Source organism: Edaphobacter paludis (genome assembly GCF_039993895.1).
Lineage (GTDB): Bacteria > Acidobacteriota > Terriglobia > Terriglobales > Acidobacteriaceae > Edaphobacter > Edaphobacter paludis.
This window is the reverse complement of record NZ_CP121194.1, coordinates 1,684,514-1,700,836: the sequence shown is the minus strand read 5'-3', so window position 1 is coordinate 1,700,836 and position 16,323 is coordinate 1,684,514. Positions and strand designations below refer to the sequence as shown.

General features: G+C 56.9%; 12 protein-coding genes. 6 read left to right on the top strand and 6 right to left on the bottom strand.

Going from position 1 to position 16,323, the window contains the following annotated elements:
• Positions 1-4: 4 nt before the first annotated feature.
• The 3 genes from P4G45_RS06980 to P4G45_RS06970 all read left to right on the top strand — a co-directional run bounded on the left by P4G45_RS06980 (position 5) and on the right by P4G45_RS06970 (position 3,136).
• The gene (locus P4G45_RS06980) at positions 5-1,864 is read left to right on the top strand and encodes a hypothetical protein (RefSeq protein ID WP_348268954.1); all 1,860 of its coding nucleotides are present in this window, start codon (positions 5-7) and stop codon (positions 1,862-1,864) included.
• 137 nt (positions 1,865-2,001) lie between these two features.
• Positions 2,002-2,553 (top strand): outer membrane beta-barrel protein, encoded by a 552-nt coding sequence (locus P4G45_RS06975; protein ID WP_348268953.1) that lies wholly within the window; start codon positions 2,002-2,004, stop codon positions 2,551-2,553.
• A gap of 49 nt (positions 2,554-2,602) precedes the next feature.
• Positions 2,603-3,136, top strand: coding sequence for an outer membrane beta-barrel protein (locus tag P4G45_RS06970; RefSeq protein ID WP_348268952.1), 534 nt, complete (start codon positions 2,603-2,605; stop codon positions 3,134-3,136).
• Positions 3,137-3,237: 101 nt separating this feature from the next.
• Here P4G45_RS06970 and P4G45_RS06965 read toward each other — a convergent pair whose 3' ends face one another.
• The gene (locus P4G45_RS06965; RefSeq protein ID WP_348268951.1) at positions 3,238-4,131 is read right to left on the bottom strand and encodes an SCO family protein; all 894 of its coding nucleotides are present in this window, start codon (positions 4,129-4,131) and stop codon (positions 3,238-3,240) included.
• 50 nt (positions 4,132-4,181) lie between these two features.
• On the opposite strand from P4G45_RS06965, the gene P4G45_RS06960 reads away from it, so the two are divergent.
• Genes P4G45_RS06960 through P4G45_RS06950 form a run of 3 tightly spaced genes read left to right on the top strand, consistent with a single transcriptional unit; the run spans position 4,182 to position 11,668 of the window.
• Positions 4,182-5,327, top strand: a complete 1,146-nt coding sequence (locus P4G45_RS06960; RefSeq protein WP_348268950.1) for an MFS transporter — start codon at positions 4,182-4,184, stop codon at positions 5,325-5,327.
• Positions 5,302-8,073, top strand: coding sequence for a PD-(D/E)XK nuclease family protein (locus tag P4G45_RS06955; RefSeq protein WP_348268949.1), 2,772 nt, complete (start codon positions 5,302-5,304; stop codon positions 8,071-8,073). The genes P4G45_RS06960 and P4G45_RS06955 overlap by 26 nt, the downstream gene beginning before the upstream one ends.
• Entirely contained in the window at positions 8,066-11,668 is a 3,603-nt protein-coding gene (locus tag P4G45_RS06950) for a UvrD-helicase domain-containing protein (protein ID WP_348268948.1), read from the top strand. Before P4G45_RS06955 ends, P4G45_RS06950 begins: the two co-directional genes overlap by 8 nt.
• Positions 11,669-11,677: 9 nt before the next feature.
• On the opposite strand, the gene phoU is transcribed toward P4G45_RS06950, so the two are convergent.
• From phoU to pstS, 5 genes are all read right to left on the bottom strand, one after another.
• Positions 11,678-12,343, bottom strand: a complete 666-nt coding sequence (gene phoU / locus P4G45_RS06945) for a phosphate signaling complex protein PhoU (protein WP_348268947.1) — start codon at positions 12,341-12,343, stop codon at positions 11,678-11,680.
• On the bottom strand, positions 12,340-13,098 hold the full coding sequence (gene pstB, locus P4G45_RS06940) for a phosphate ABC transporter ATP-binding protein PstB (protein WP_348268946.1): 759 nt from the start codon (positions 13,096-13,098) through the stop codon (positions 12,340-12,342). The genes phoU and pstB overlap by 4 nt, the downstream gene beginning before the upstream one ends.
• On the bottom strand, positions 13,098-13,952 hold the full coding sequence (gene pstA, locus P4G45_RS06935) for a phosphate ABC transporter permease PstA (RefSeq protein WP_373694189.1): 855 nt from the start codon (positions 13,950-13,952) through the stop codon (positions 13,098-13,100). Before pstA ends, pstB begins: the two co-directional genes overlap by 1 nt.
• Positions 13,953-14,019: 67 nt before the next feature.
• Positions 14,020-15,075 (bottom strand): phosphate ABC transporter permease subunit PstC, encoded by a 1,056-nt coding sequence (gene pstC, locus P4G45_RS06930; protein WP_348268944.1) that lies wholly within the window; start codon positions 15,073-15,075, stop codon positions 14,020-14,022.
• A 111-nt stretch (positions 15,076-15,186) separates the two neighbouring features.
• A complete protein-coding gene (pstS, locus tag P4G45_RS06925; RefSeq protein ID WP_348268943.1) occupies positions 15,187-16,212 on the bottom strand; it encodes a phosphate ABC transporter substrate-binding protein PstS in 1,026 nt (341 codons plus the stop codon).
• Positions 16,213-16,323 lie beyond the last annotated feature (111 nt).

Here is a 16,323-nt window from a genome sequence, read left to right as displayed (position 1 = left end):
AACAATGATTTACGGGAAACAATCTACCGCCGGTGTGCTGCTGGCGCTCTTTGTCGCAACCACTCTCCCTGCCGGTGCAGCAGTCGCCTTCCCGCACTTTGGAAAGAACAAGCAGGGACAGAACGTCGTTTCCTCGCGCAAGCTTACTCCATCGGAAAATGCGCTGATCGACAAAGCTATCGCTCGTGAAAAGGTAGTCATCGCGACGCTCAAACAACGCGCTCCCCTCGTCGAAACCTACATCCAGAACATGAAACCGGATCCTGTCATGGGCCAGGTTCCAGACTCCGACCAGCATTTCCTCGGTCGGGTCGATTTCAGTAATGTCATTGGGGATAACGTCTACCAGAACAAGTCCACATCCAGTGGCCCGCTTGGTTTTTTCAAACACTCCGGTTCCTACATCACAGGCCTGGGCAACAGCCTGCATCTGAACTTCAATCAGACCGGCTTTGTTCAGATGTTGCTCGTCGATTCGAATGACTTTGACCGGCAGCACTACATCTTTGGTTTCGTCCGAAATGAATTTCTCGGGAACACGCCGACCGCCGTCTTCGATGTCGCTCCCATGCCGGGAACAAAGTCGGAAGGCCGCTTCTTCGGCCGAATCTGGATAGAGACAGGCGACGGCAACATTGTCCGGTTCAACGGCGACTTCGCCGGAAGCGAGAAGGGCTACCGCGAGTACTATCACTTCGATAGCTGGCGCACTAACGTTCAGCCGAACCTCTGGCTGCCAACTTCCGCCTATGTCGAAGAGAGCGATCCCAACAGCCCTTCCCACACCCTGAAGTTCAAAGCGATCAATCATATCTGGGGATATTCTTTGAAGGTCCCGACCAAGGACTCGCAGAACACATCGCTCGAAGTCGTTGGCGCGACCGACGTGAGCAATGACGCTCAGGACATAAGTCCGCTTGGTGCTCAGCGCGCATGGGTCCAGCAGGCAGAGGACAATATCGTCGACCGTCTCTATCAGGCCGGCCTGATAGATGCCCCCAGCGATTTCGACAAGACACTCGGAGATCTCGCCAACAATATCCTCGCTTATAACAACATCGCGCTCTCCAAGCCTATCCGGGTGCGGACGATGCTCACCCAGCCGTTGGAATCGCTGGCGATCGGCAATACGATCATTCTCTCTAAGGGCTTGATCGACACCACCGGCATCGTGACGCAAGATGGCGCACAACAGATGGGCGATCTCAATGCCCTGCTGGCTTTTCAGGTCGCTCACATCATCCTCGGGCACCGTCTTGACACCAAGTACGCCTTCAACGACCAGCTACTCTTTCCCTCAACCTCAGTGTTCAAGCGCATTCCCATGCACCATACGGACGCCGATAACGAGGCTGCCGCCAAGAAAGCGATCGAACTGCTGAACGCCAAGGAACTGGTTGGCGGCGAGCAATACTTTGGTCTCTATCTGCAGCAGCTCCAGCAGCGCATCAAGGGGCTGCAGGCGCTCAATCAGCCGCAAATTGGAGACGGCCTGGTCAGGAACGACAAGGACGCAACCTTCTGGATGCAGGCGCTGGAGAGCAAGAGTCCCAAGCTCAACGCGAACGACCTCAAGCAGCAGGCAGCCATGCCGCTTTCTGCTTTCCTACGCTTCAACCCCTGGACAGATCAGGTGACGGTGATGCATACCGCCTATGAGCCTCTACTCAGCCCGTCTGACAAGATGCCATTTGAAGTCGAACCGGTCTATCTGAAACTGACCGCCTACCAGGAGCCGTCCCCGGCTGGAGCACCTGCGGCGAATCCAACAACGCAGGGTACTAATACCGCTGAGCCCTCGGCGGCTGCCCCTGCAACTGCAACTGCAAACTCGGAACCTCAAGCCACGGCTCCACAGCAGTAACTTTATCGAGAGTGCATGGGGGAACCGGCCGTTTTTGGCTGGTCCCCTATGCCTCCGTACTGAGTGAACTGCTTTCGATTCTCTTCTGAATCGGATTTAACCCAAAACATATTATTTTCAACAGGAGGCGACCTCACTTGAAACTGCATACCCTTATCGGCTGTTTCGCCTGCGTGCTTGGCCTCACTACGTGGTCACACGCACAAGCTGTTCCCACTGCTACTCGCTCGGGCAGTCTGCAAATCGGCGGAGGTGTCACCTACGCCCGCCCGGACTACGGTCCGAAAGGAATTGCCGGTCTCACCATTTATGGGGACTATGATTTCACGCGGCATCTCGGTGTCGAGGGCGATATGCACTTCGTCAATCTCATTACCCCTACCGACATCTCCGAAGATACCTACCTCATCGGTCCAAGATACCGTTTTCACTACAATCGCTTCACCCCTTATGCCAAAGCACTCTTTGGCTTTGGCCGTTTTGGATATCAGGCACCCAGCCAGTACGGAAATAAAGCTTCAACCTATACGTATGGGCTCATGTCCTTCGGCGGAGGAGTGGACCTGCGCGCCACCAAGCACCTCAACGTTCGCGCCTTCGATTTCGAATATCAGGACTGGCCCGGATATAGAGGCAAAGGGCTTTCCCCTGTCGTCATGACGGTCGGAGTCGCGTATTCTTTCCGATAGCCCTCCTTTGATCCAATTGGAGTGCCAGCCAACACTCCAGGAGATGTGATTGTTCATCAAAGTGCTTGTTCTCATCGGCCTGGCTAGTGCAGCATCCACGATCTTCGCACAAGCCAGGCCAACCGCTTCCCGTACCGCTGATCTGCAAATTGGAGGCGGCTTTACAACTGCCCACTCCGATTACCTTCCCAACCGTATCAATGGCGGCGCAGGCTATTTTGACTTCGACTTCATGCACAACCTTGGCGTAGAGGGCGTATTCCATTTCGTCCAGGATGGAAAAGGGTCGGAGGTCTATGAAAAGACCTATGAGATTGGTGCGCGCTACCATCGCACCTATGGGCGTTTCTCACCCTATGGCAAGCTCATGTATGGCCGCGGCGTATTCAACTTTCCGGCATATCCCGGCTATCCTCACGCTAACCTTGCGTACAATCTCTTCGCCGGTGGCGTGGGGCTCGATTACCGCATTGTGCGGCATGTCAGCGCACGCGCCGACTTCGAGTACCAGAGATGGCTTGGCTTCCCACAAAACGGTCTGACCCCTTCACTGCTTACCTTTGGGGCTGCTTATCACTTCTAATTCCTCACTTCAAGAAAAATACCCCGGCTTAGCTGGGGTATTTTTCTTGAAGCGAGAACTGGGAAGAAGTTACTAAGCTCAACGCCCCTGCACACAAGTCCTCAAATCCCAGCCGCTTGTTTCATCTGGGCCACCACATCGGCAGGTTTCCATTCGTTGTTGGGATACCACGCAATTATTTTTCCGTCTTTGCCGATGAGTACGGTCGAGAGTGAGTGAGTCAGTGTCTTGCTGTCTCCCGGCGTAACCCCTACGTCGAAGTACTGCGTGACCGCAGGAAGTTCTTTTTCAGTCGGAGCCGCAAAATCCCAGTGGAGGAATTTCTCCTTGGTGTACTGGCCGGTGTAAGCGCCGCCATAGCTACGAAGCACCTTCGGCGTGTCGTAGGCAGGGTCAAAGCTGATGCTGAGAAGATGCGTCTGCTTGTAGAGGGCTGGATCGGCTGCCAGGGATTTATCGACTTCGGCAAAGTTGCGACTCATACGCACACAGAAATCAGCCAGAGGGCAACGGGTATAGATAAAGGTGAGCAGGAGCACCTTGCCCTTGAACTGCGCCAGATCGATGGTACGGCCGCTTTGGTTGAGCAGCTTGAAATCGGGCACCACATCGCCGGCCTTGGGAACATGGTACTGGACGGCGGGTTTATAGTCGGGGCGCGCCTGCGAGATGATGACAACGTTATCCAGTCGGACATTGGCGAAGTCGCTCCCGTCTCTAGCGGCAAGAATGGTCGCCGTGATGCGGTCGCCGGGGTGGAGTTCCGTCGCGACAATCGGATCCTTGAGCTTGTATGGCATCGTCATGGCATCCATAAAACCGGGGACCGCCTCGCCGTCGAGAGTGACGTGTGCGGCGTCGGTGCTGACCACCTTGCCGCGTATATGAAAGGTTACCTGTGCGGCAGTGGAGCTGTTTGCCGCCGGAGTAGAGGACTTGCGGCAGCCCGAGAGGAGCGCAACGAAGAGGACGACAAATACGGCTTTTCTGGGCACGGCAGGGACTCCTTGATTAATGATAATGGAAGCAACTTGGTGGGGGTCGCATGGCTCAACGGATCAAGGTCGCTCCATCCACCGGATTGATGCATTTTGGGTTTGTGCTGACTGGACTGGGGACCGCATTGCTGGGGCCTATTCTGCCGCTGTTGACCCGGCAATGGCATTTGCAGGACGCACAGAGCGGTTTGCTGCTGCTGGCGCAATTCTGCGGCTCATTTGTCGGTGGCGTCAGCGTTTCGCGGCATCTGCGGAGAAGCCTGCTCACCGGACTCGCAGCGGCAGCGGGGGGCTTTGGCGTATTTGCCATCGCACCAGGACTCGCAGTGGCGTGTATCGGCCTGTCTCTCGGCGGATTCGGATTGGGCCAGATCATTGCATCCACAAATATTCTTGCAGGGCGACGGTATACGGAACATCGAGGATCGGCCCTGGCGCTGCTGAATTTCTCGTGGAGCTTCGGAGCGATGCTCTCCCCCTTGCTGGCAGCGTGGCTGCTCCCGCGATTTGCACTGCGCGGGATGCTGGAGTGCTTTGCTGCCCTATTCACGGTCGCAGCCATAGCAATGACAGCGGAGATACGGGGAACACAGGAAGAGATCCGTGCAACGGATGCTGGGTCCGACAACAAAGGCCTGCCACAGACTGCGTTCCTCTATTTTGCCGGGCTCCTGCTTCTCTATGGCGGACTGGAAACCTGCCTGAGCGGCTGGCTGACGACATACGCCTTGCGCTATGGCGACAAAACCCTGGCCGTAAGCGAATACACAACGCTGCTGCTGTGGATGGCTCTAACCGTAGGCCGGGCCGTTTCTTCTCTCGTAATGCTGCGGATAAAAGAGAAGACAGTCCAGCGCTGGGGATTAGCGCTTGCGGTGATCTTTACCGCTGGGCTGGCGACAGCGCATTCGGCTGCGGCGATTGCAATGTTTGCGGTCGTGCTTGGTCTCAGCCTCTCTCCATTTTTTCCGTCCACGTTTGCTCTGCTCATGGCTGAAAGGCCAGCGGCACGGCAGGCCGGAATTGTACTCGCCGTGTCAGGATTGGGTGCAGCAGCATTGCCGTGGCTGATGGGGGTTGTTTCGACGCGGACAGGATCGTTGCAGGTAGCGCTGGCCTTACCGCTGGCAGCCGCAATCATGCTGCTCGCCATGAGCTTATGGAGAAATGCCCATCGAGTTTTGGCAAGCTGATTTCCAACGGCAGCGGGCGTATAACCGAAGTATGGATGGTGAGGACTTGCTGCCGCTAAAAATTGCTCAGGCGTTGGATCGCGGCGCGACCGTCGTGACCGGAAATCAGCGGGCAGCGCGAACCCTGCGTATTGCTTTTGACCGCCGCAATCGCGCGCTCGGGTTAAATAGCTGGCAACCCCCTGCAGTGATGGCCTGGGACACTTGGATAACGCGGCTCTGGCGTGGGCTACTGCTCGATGGACAGACTTCAAAGCTCCTACTGAACCGATCGCAGGAACATGCAGTGTGGCGACGCATCCTGACTGCGGATGCGGAGTTGCACAGCCTGCAGACACCAGACACACTCGCAGAGATGGCCGCGGAGGCGTGGAGCCTGCTGTGCAGTTATAACGGGCAGGAGCGATTGCGCGGTTCGGCTGTGAGCGCGGATACGCGCGCGTTTCACCGATGGGCGCTGAAGTTTGCTCAACAGTGTAAAGCAGATGGATTGCTGGCGCGGGCTCAGTTGGAGTCCGCGTTGCGAGCCGCAGCGTCGGCCGGGCAGCTTGCGGCTGAGACGGCAACAGAGATCGCGCTTGTCGGATTTGACTCGCTGACTCCAGCACAATCAAGTCTGCTCGAAGGACTGCGCGCCACCGGGGTAAATATTGAGGAGTTATCAATCTCCATCGCGGCCGATCGAAAGATGCTGATCGCGACAGCGGATGAACGGGAGGAGCTACGAACCGCGGCGCTCGGAATACGGAGACTCCTTGAAGAGCGTCCGCATGCCAGTGTGGCAGTGATTACGTCCGGGCTGGAGAAACAGCGCGCGGAGATCGACCGAACCTTCAGAGAGATCCTGGCTCCGGAGTTGGAGGACATTACGGCCAGCCCGAACTCGGGCCCCTTTGAGTTCTCCGTCGGTGTAATGCTTGCGAATACTCCCCTTATCACTTCGGCTTTGGACCTGCTGCGATGGTGCACCGGCGCGCTTCCGCTGGAACGTGTAAGCCGTCTTCTGCTATCGCCGTATCTTGCATCAATCGCAACTGAAAACGGAGCACGAGCCGAGTTCGATGCATTCGAACTGCGTCGAGCGAAACTGCTGCGTCCCGAGATTTCACTTGAGTGGTTGATTTCAGCTCTAGAAGGTTCGAGGCACAAATCAAAACTGACTGGCCTGCTTGGCAAATTGCGAACAATGCTGATCGCCGCAAAGCGCCTGACGAAGAACGAGCAGCGGTCGCATTCTGAATGGGCTGAAACGATGCGAGAACTTCTGTCTGCCGCCGGCTGGGGATCCGGCCAAGGCGAGGACAGCGTAGAGTTTCAAACCCGACGCAAATGGGACAGCGTTCTGGATGAACTGGCAACCCTCGATTTTGACGGGCAACGAGTTGGATTTTTTGAGGCTCTGGATGCTGTATCAAGGATTGCTCAACAGACGATGTTTGCGCCCGAGTCACGCGAGGCGCCCGTCCAGATCATCGGCCCACTCGAGGCAGCAGGTTCGACGTTTGATGCGATCTGGTTTTTGCGAAGCGGCGAGTTGAGCTGGCCTGTCCCGAGAAGCTCCAATCCCCTGCTGCCCTGGCCACTGCAGCGAGACCTCGCCATGCCGGGTACGGATGCGCAGCTGGATGCGGAGCAAGCACGACGCATCACAAAGCGAATTGCGGAGAGCGCAGCAACAGTCGTGTTCAGTTATGCAAATGAGTCCGCCGAAGGGCGACAGCGTCAGTCCTCCACGATGAACGGATTGGACCTGGAGCCTGTTGCAATTGAAGAAATTGCGATGGCTGAAGCGCAGCCGACATTCCTTGAGACCGAGAAGGTGGAGGACACTGGCTCCTTGCCGCAACTTCCAGATCAGGTGATCCACGGAGGCGCGGAGATCCTGAAATTGCAGGCAGCCTGCGGATTTCGTGCGTTCGCGGAGCGACGGCTTTGGTCAACGGAGCTTCGCACTACAGAAATGGGACTAGACGCGGCAGAGCGCGGCACAATCGTTCATCTTGTTCTCGAAGAGTTCTGGAAGGTGGTCAAGACGCAGAACGCACTGAAGGTCATGCCGTCGTCAGAGCGAGCAGCTTTGCTGGACCAGTGCATCTCGACTGCTCTCGAAAAGAGCGAAAAATTGAGCGTCACACCGTGGGATGCAGCTTATCTCGACATGCAGCGTGAGCGCCTGCGAAATCTTCTGGGGCCGTGGCTGGAGCTTGAACTAACTCGCCCGCCCTTCACCGTGAAGCTCAGCGAGAAAGAATTAAAGGATGTGCAGATTGGCCCTCTCCGCCTGAGTGTGCGTGTGGACCGCGTGGATATTGGCGAGTCGGGAGAGATCATCATCGACTACAAAACAGGCGTTGCCAACCCGAGCGAGTGGCTATCCGATCGCCCCGACGCTCCGCAGTTGCCGCTCTATGCGGTGTTGTCCGAAGCCGTGCAACTGGAGGCCGTGGCATTCGGCCAGGTGCGCGCAGGAAAGGACATGGGCCTGCAAGGCTTTTCTATCAGCGAGGAGTCTGGAATACGAATGCCAAGACAGCGGCCAGCGAATCTCGCAGAACAGGTAGAGGAGTGGCGACAGGTGCTGACCTCGCTCGCCGAGGACTTCTACAACGGCGATACACGCGTAAGGCCGAAGAGCTTTCCAACAACCTGCACCTACTGCACGCAGCGTCTACTCTGCCGCATCGATGCAGCGTCGTTTGAAGAAGCCATGGATGACGAAGAAGCAACGGAGGCGGAGAGTGACTAAGCTATTCGTTGTCGGGCCCGAAGCAGATACACAAGATCGAACAGACGCTGGAAGGCCGCCCGATTGGCGTGAACGCGAGAGTGCTCTCGACATCACGCAGTCGTGGATAGTAGAAGCCCCTGCGGGCTCTGGTAAAACCGGCCTTCTCATTCAGCGATATCTCAAATTGCTAGGCGACGAAAGCGTGGAACAACCCGAGCAAGTGCTGGCGATTACATTCACGGTGAAAGCCACCGGCGAGATTCGCGAACGGGTTGTTGCCCAATTAGAAAAGGCATCGCGAAATGAGCCGTTGCAAAATGACAGCGACTTCGAGCGAGAGACGCGAGCGCTGGCGGAGTCTGTTTTGCAACGCGACCAAATGCTGGAGTGGGGACTGTTGGAGCGCCCGCGCAGACTAAAGGTGCGCACTATCGATTCCGTATGCGCCGAGATCGCAGGCTCGCTGCCAGTGCTTAGCGGTGGCGGCGGCGGACGGGCACCCGTACTTGACGCCTCAGGGCTTCATCGCGAAGCCGCTCGGCGAACGCTGATGCAACTCGGCGGCACGAACTCTGCCCTGAACGCGGCCCTCCGATTAGTGCTCCTGCACCGCGATGGAAACCTCGCAGAGTGCGAGCGACTGCTGGCGGGAATGCTGGCTCTGCGCGACCAGTGGGGCGAATTTGTTCCACTCACTGGACGCGATCTGGACGACTCCTACCTGGATGAGACCGTACTGCCTCGCCTCGAGCGAGCGCTCGAGCAAGCGATCTGTACTGGGTTGACGCGGCTTTCGCAGACCCTTCCCGATGACCTCCTCCGTGAGTTGTCACACCTTGCCGGCGAATTGGGACACGCGGACGGATACAAAGGCTCGGCCTCTCCCATTGCGATCTGCGCCGGATTGCATACCGCTCCTGAAGAATCCGCGGAGCACCTCGAGCACTGGCGTGCACTGATTCACCTGATGACGAAAGGCGACGGAGGCTGGCGATCGGGATTTCGCAGCGACTGGCTGAAATTCGATCTCGACAAAAAAAATGCCGCGCGGCTTAAAGATCTCGTCGTCGAACTGCACGATCGTGATGACATACTGGCAGCAATCCAGGCGGTGAATTCCCTTCCCCCTCCAAGATACCCGCAGGAGCAGTGGGTGGTTGCAAAGGCATTGTTCCGCGTCCTCAGTCATGCTCTGGCCGAGTTGCAACTTATCTTTGCCGAGCGCGGAGAGTGCGATTTCGCTGAGCTGGGGCTGCTCGCGAAGACAGCATTGCGACGAGAGGACGGTGTGCATGATCTGGAGGCCGCCTTAGGCATGCAGCTCCAGCATCTATTGGTCGACGAAATGCAAGATACGTCGACCAGCCAATATGAGCTGATTCAACTGTTGACACAAAGCTGGGATGGTCACAGCCAGACGGTCTTCCTGGTAGGCGACCCCAAGCAATCGATCTACCTCTTCCGGCAGGCGCGAGTCGAGCGGTTCGTACAAACGATGCTCACGGAGCAGTTAGGCGATGTACCGATGCGTTGTCTGCGCTTGACCGCGAACTTTCGCTCGCAGCGTGGCTTGGTGGACGCATTCAACGATGATTTTTCTCTGATGTTTCCCCGAGCAATAAGCGCAGCAAATATCAGCGAGGTGGAATATGTTTCGGCGGATGCAATACGCGGTTCGTCAACGAGTGGCGCAAACGATGTCGTATGGCACGGAAATGTATTACCTGCCGCAGATTCTGTAGCTCGCAGACGTCAATCCAAAACAGACGCGCAGGCCATACGCGCAATCATCGAACAATGGCAAGCTCGCCCGCTGCCGCAAGGACGGACAGACCCGTGGAAGATTGCCGTGCTGGTACGCAGCCGCAATCACTTAACCGACGTTATCGCCGCCCTGAAAAAAGACAATGGAGCAGGAGCAATTCTCTTTCGTGCCGTCGATATCGAGCCGCTGGGTGAACGCCGCGAGGTCCTCGACCTCTTCTCGCTGACTCGGGCTCTACTGCATCCCGCTGATAGGGTGGCGTGGCTGGCGGTGCTCCACGCTCCGTGGTGCGGATTGGGACTGTCTGAGTTACATATGCTCGCCGGCGCGGACGACGATACATGGGCACAGCGCTGCATCGACGATGTACTCGCCAAACGCGGGCATCTGCTGAGCGACGAAAGCTGTGAGCGGCTGATGCGGATCTGGCCCGTATTACAGGCCGCTTCTGCACAGCGCAACAGACTGACAACATCTCAATGGGTAGAGCGGACATGGCGCTCGCTGGGCGGCGATGCCTATTTGAGACCCGCCGAGATGTCGAACGCACGCCGTTACCTGCAGCTTCTGGACGAGGTGGAAGAACAGGCGGGAGCAATCGATCTAACCCTTTTGAAGACTCGACTGAACAAGCTCTACGCGGAAGCAGCCGTGAGCGCAGGCGCGGTTGATCTGATCACGATTCACGGAGCCAAGGGGCTGGAATGGGATGTGGTGATCGTGCCGGGGCTGGAGAAGAAGGCACGCGTATCCGGCGGACGGCTATTGACGTGGAACGAGGTGGATTCGGGCGGAGCGGACGCGGCGCATGTCGTCCTCGCCCCGATTGTTGGCAAGGGAGAAGAATCGCGCGAGCTTAACGATTGGCTGAATAGCATCGAGAAGGTACGCGATGCAGCGGAGCGCAAGCGGTTATTCTACGTTGCCTGCACCCGGGCGCGGGAGGAGCTGCATCTCTTTGCCGCCCCCGAAGCCAAATCAGACGGATCGATCAGTCAGGCGTACGGAAGTCTGTTGAGCGCCGCATGGCCAGTAGCGGAGCGGCATTTCGCTGCCGGCAGCGAATCCTCGGATAACGTTCGGAAGCGGTTTGCCCTGTCTAATCAGGAGACCCCTCCGTCTATCGCTGACGACACCTTCATCGGCGATCTAGCTGCAGTAACCGCGAATGAGCGGCCCGTGATGCTGGAGCGGCTACCGCTCGATTTTTTGCCGGCTGCACGCTTTGCTGAGGCGCAACGACTATCCTACGGTGACATCCCCATCGAAACGGCGGCTCATTTCGATCGTCCAGAAGGTTCATTCGAGGCACGAGCCTTGGGAAACGCCGTTCATGGATTTTTAGAAATTGTGACAGAGCAACTCGCACGCGGTCTCAGCGCAGAGCAGATGCTTATCGAGGTGGCAGCCTGGGAGCCGCGTATCGCGGCGGTTTTGCGCGGCGACGGCTTAACCGCTGTCCGGGTAAAGCAACTGGCATCGCGCGTACGGACAGCCCTCGAAAATATGTTGCGCGATGCCGAAGGCCTATGGACACTGGGGCCCCGCGAGGATGCAGCCAGCGAATTTGCGCTCATCTCGTGGGCTGAGACACGCAAAAGCGTGCGGCTGGATCGAACGTTTCGTGCAGGCCCAACACCGCTGGCCCCCGGCAACGACTACCTCTGGATTGTGGATTACAAAACGGCCACGCACGGAAGCGAGGGTATCGACGCTTTTCTCGCAACCGAGCGGGTGAAGTACTGCGCGCAACTAGAGGCCTATGCCCAAACGATTACCACCGCAGGCAAAGTTCGCCTGGCACTGTACTACCCATTTCTGCCGCGACTCATCTGGTGGGCACCGTGACCGCTCGAACTAATCTGCGCGTGGATTATGCCGGACATCAAATCCGCGAACCCAGAAGATAACATCCTCGGCGATATTGGTAGCGTGGTCGCCAACGCGCTCAAGATTCCGCGCAATGATCAGCGCGTTGAGCGATTGCGGAGTCAACTCAGGCTTTTCCTTGATCAGCGAACTGAGTGCATAAAACGCAGCATCGTTCATCTCATCCACCTGGTCATCGAGCAGAAGCACCGACTGGGCCAGTTCCGCATCGGCTTCGATAAACGCTTGCAGCGCCTTGCGCACCATCGCAGAAGCAAGCGAAGCCAGCTTGGGTATGTCGACTGGAAGGTCCGTGTTGGCGAAGGCGCCCATCTCGCGAACACGAATCGCGATGTTCACCGCCTGATCGCCGACACGCTCGAGATCGGCATTGATGCGAATGACCGACAGAATAAAGCGAAGGTCGATCGCCATGGGTTGCTCCATGGCAAGCAGGTCAAGCGCCAACTGATCGATCTCGCGCTCCAGCCGATTGATGGCGGGCTCAGAGCGGAAGACAAGCTCGCAGATGCTGAGATCGCGGCTACTGTAAGCCTCAATGGATCGTTGAATGGCCTGCTCCGCCATACCTGCCATGATGAGCAGCCGCTCCTTGAGGTCGTCCAGATTCTGCTGAAATTTAATCCGTGTCATCCGAACCTCCCCGTGATGTAATCCTCCGTGCGTTTGTCGCGGGGGTTGGTAAAGATCTTGTGGGTAGAGTCGAACTCGACCATCTTTCCATTTAAAAAGAAACCCGTGTTCTCGGCCACGCGCGCGGCCTGCTGCATATTATGTGTCACGATGACGATCGTGTACTGGCTCTTGAGTTGGAAGATGAGGTCTTCGATCTTCGAAGTCGATACAGGATCAAGCGCCGACGCCGGCTCATCCATCAGCAACACCTCCGGATCGACCGCAAGCGCGCGCGCGATACACATGCGCTGCTGCTGGCCACCCGAGAGGCTGGCGCCGGATTTTTTCTTCAGGTCGTCTTTTACTTCTTCCCAAAGCGCAGCTTGCTTCAATGACCGTTCGACCGTCTCGTCCAAAACGCGCTTATTGCGAAAGCCATTCAGCTTGAGCCCGCTGGCGACATTATCGTAGATCGACATCGTTGGAAATGGATTGGGCCGCTGAAAGACCATCCCGACGCGGCGGCGAATCTCCACGGGAGACGCATCCTTGTAAATGTCGATCTCGCCCATCTTCACCACGCCCGTAGCCCGCGCAATGGGATTGGTCTCATGCATCCGATTAAGGCAGCGAACAAAAGTAGATTTTCCGCAACCGGACGGCCCGATCAGCGCGGTGGCATGGTTCGCCGGAATGTGAAGATTAATGTCCTGCAAGGTGTGGTTGGTGCCGTACCACGCGTTTAGATTCTCGACCTGAATGCCTACTCCCACTAGCTTCCTCCCTTGAGTACGCCGCGGTTGGCATAGATGCGGACGAGCGTGACTGAAACCATAATCATAGCGATAAGAACCAGCGAACCTGCCCACGCCAGTCGATGCCATTCATCATAGGGCGAGATGGCGTAGACGAAGATCTGCAATGGCAGCGCGGCGATGGGTTCGTTCAGTTTGAGGCTCCAGAACTGGTTGCCGAAGGCAGTGAACAACAGAGGCGCCGTTTCACCGGCCACACGCGCGAACGCGAGCATACAGCCGGTGATGATCCCCGGCGATGCGGTACGAAGACTGACCGACAAGACCGTCCGCCATTTAGGAACGCCCAGGCCTAGCGCGGCTTCGCGCACTGCGTGCGGCACCGTGAACAGCATCTCTTCCGTGGTGCGTGTCACGGTCGGTACCATCATGATGGCGAGAACGATGCCGCCGGCCAGCGCCGAAAAATGCTTCTGCGGCATCACCACTAACGAATAGATGGCGATGCCCATCACGATTGAAGGGACCCCGTTGAGAACATCGGCCGTGAAGCGCACGGCATTGGCAAGCATCCTGCCGCGGCCAAACTCCGCAAGGTAAACTCCAGCGGCAATTCCGACAGGAATCCCCATCACGCTGGCTAGAACAAGAATGACACCGGATCCCAAAATGGAGTTCGCCATCCCGCCACCCGATTCACCCACTGGAGCGGGAATGTGGGTAAAGAAAGCGAGGTTGAGTGAACTTGCGCCCTTATAGATCAGATAAAAAAGAATGGCAGCGAGGGGGACGAGGACAATCACAGTAGCAAGGATCGCCAGACCACTGATGAAGTGATTAGTCGCTGCGCGCCGCGCGGTATGGAAGCGCATCGCCTTCGATTGAAAGTTCATAGGACTTGGATGTGAGGGAGGAGTGTTGACGGGCTTCGTGCTCATATCAGGCCGCTCCCACAGGCGCGCCGCGCGTGACCGCCCACACCATCAAGCGAGCAATCGCATTCACAATGATGGTGACGAGGAAAAGCGCAAGACCGATCTCAATCAGCGCGCTCAGATACAGGTCGCCTGTAGCCTCGGTAAACTCTCCTGCAATCACACTGGCAAGAGTGTTCGCAGGAGCAAAAAGTGACTTGCTGATATTAGGGTGATTGCCGATAACCATGGTGACTGCCATCGTCTCGCCAAGCGCGCGTCCCAAGCCTAGCATCACCGCGCCGACGATGCCGATGCGTGAGTTGCGAAGTACGCCGACGCGAATCATCTCCCACCGCGTCGCCCCCAGCGCGAGAACACCCTCCCGCTGACTGTTCGGCACCGCCAGCATGATATCGCGTGTCAACGAAGAGATGATGGGCAGAATCATGATTGCAAGAATGATTCCTGCCGTAAGCATTCCAACGCCGAAGTTAGGACCTTCAAAGAAGCCAGTCCATCCCAGCGTTTTAGATAAAAACGGGCCAATGACATTCCGCATGAGAGGAACCAGAACGAAGACGCCCCACAATCCATATACAACGCTGGGGATCGCGGCCAGCAACTCAGTGAGAAAAGAGATGGGCGCGCGTAACGGCTTAGGGCAAAGTTCCGTAACAAAAACAGCCACGCCAAGTGCGAGCGGCACCGCCATCAGAAGAGCAAGAAAAGAGGTCGCAAGCGTGCCGTAGATAAACGGCAGCGCGCCAAAGTCTCCCGAGACCGGATCCCACGCCGCACGAGAAAAAAACTTCCAGCCAAATTGAACGAGGCTGAGATGAGAGCGGACGACCAATATCCAGAATATGAAGGCAACAATGGCAAAGATGCTACATGCACAAAGAAGCATCAGCGCGGCAAAACTGTTGTCCGCGATCCGACCGCTGCCACGTTTGCTTAGATAGTCGCGTATAGGGGAAGGAGCCGCACTGCCTGAAGCCGGATCAGTGGCAGCAGCGACAGCCGGCGCGACTGACGACGGAGCCGGTATCGAGGGTGCTGGTTCTCGTTCGGTAGTCATGCGGCTCGAAGGCACAATCCTGAATCCTGTAATTTGAGGCTCTGTAAGTGATTGTATCCGCGCAAGAGCCAAAGATGCCGCACGGTTTTATCGACCGTGCGGCAGATCGGTCTAGTGCAGGTCAGCAATGCTCTTTCGAACCATGGTCTGAACCTCCGCCGGAAGCGGTGCATAGTCCATGGAGGACGCTTCACTTTCGCCGTGATCGAGCATCCAGGTAAGAAAGTCCTTCAGCGTCTGCGTCTTCGCCGCATCGGTCGAATGCGTCGGAATCAGAAGCCATGTGAAGCTGCTGATCGGATAAGCGGTATCGCCCGGTGCGTTCGTGATCGATACGCGATAATCCGCAGGCATCGTCTTAGCCGCACCCGCAGCCGCCGCAGTAACGCCATCCGTAGTGGCAAGAACAAACTTACCCGAAGCATTGCGGACCGCGCCATACGTCATCTTGTTCTGCAACGCATAGATCAGCTCCACATAACCGAAGGACGAGGGCGACTGGCGCACCATGCCGGCAACTCCTTCGTTGCCCTTCTGGCCGATACCCACAGGCCACTTAACCGATGTGCTCTTCCCTATGTTCTTGGCGAAGTCAGGGCTGACTTTGGAGAGGAAGTCGGTGAAGATATACGTCGTTCCGCTACCATCCGAGCGATACACCGGAAGAATAGCGGTGCTGGGAAATTTAATACCGGGATTGTCCTTCGCGAGGCGCGGGTCATTCCACTTGGTGATCTTGCCAAGATAGATATCGGCAATCACATCGGGAGCAAAATTGAGATTTCCCGTAACGCCCGGAATATTGTAGACAGGAACTACCGCGCCCAGCACGGTAGGAATATGGATTACCGGGACCTTCGACTCGGCGATCTGCTGGTCCGTCATCGGGCCATCGCTCGCTCCAAAATCAACCGTACCCTCCGACACCTGCCGGATGCCAGCACCCGAGCCGACAGACTGATAATTGATATGTATTCCGGGATGTGCAGCAGCATACTCGCTGAACCACTTCGAATAGATGGGGTTGGGAAACGTAGCGCCCGCGCCATTCAGGTTCTGCGCGCTGCTCTGGTTTTCTGCTGTCGCGGACGTATTGGCAGACTGCTTACAACCCGTAACACAGAACGCAATCAACATCGCGGCAGCGATTCTCAAACTTACTCGATCCACCTGGTTACCTCGGAAATTAGATTTGTCTCTATTTGAGTCTCGCCCAGCTATGTTAAGCGAAGGTTACAAAGATATGAA

What these genes read in the sequence shown, in the direction of transcription:
- P4G45_RS06980 (WP_348268954.1), top strand. Translation starts at nt 5, where the DNA reads ATGATTTACGGGAAACAATCTACCGCCGGTGTGCTGCTGGCGCTCTTT.
- P4G45_RS06960 (WP_348268950.1), top strand. Translation starts at nt 4,182, where the DNA reads ATGGCTCAACGGATCAAGGTCGCTCCATCCACCGGATTGATGCATTTT.
- P4G45_RS06955 (WP_348268949.1), top strand. Translation starts at nt 5,302, where the DNA reads ATGCCCATCGAGTTTTGGCAAGCTGATTTCCAACGGCAGCGGGCGTAT.
- phoU (WP_348268947.1), bottom strand. Translation starts at nt 12,343, where the DNA reads ATGACACGGATTAAATTTCAGCAGAATCTGGACGACCTCAAGGAGCGG.
- pstA (WP_373694189.1), bottom strand. Translation starts at nt 13,952, where the DNA reads ATGCGCTTCCATACCGCGCGGCGCGCAGCGACTAATCACTTCATCAGT.
- pstC (WP_348268944.1), bottom strand. Translation starts at nt 15,075, where the DNA reads ATGACTACCGAACGAGAACCAGCACCCTCGATACCGGCTCCGTCGTCA.
- pstS (WP_348268943.1), bottom strand. Translation starts at nt 16,212, where the DNA reads ATGTTGATTGCGTTCTGTGTTACGGGTTGTAAGCAGTCTGCCAATACG.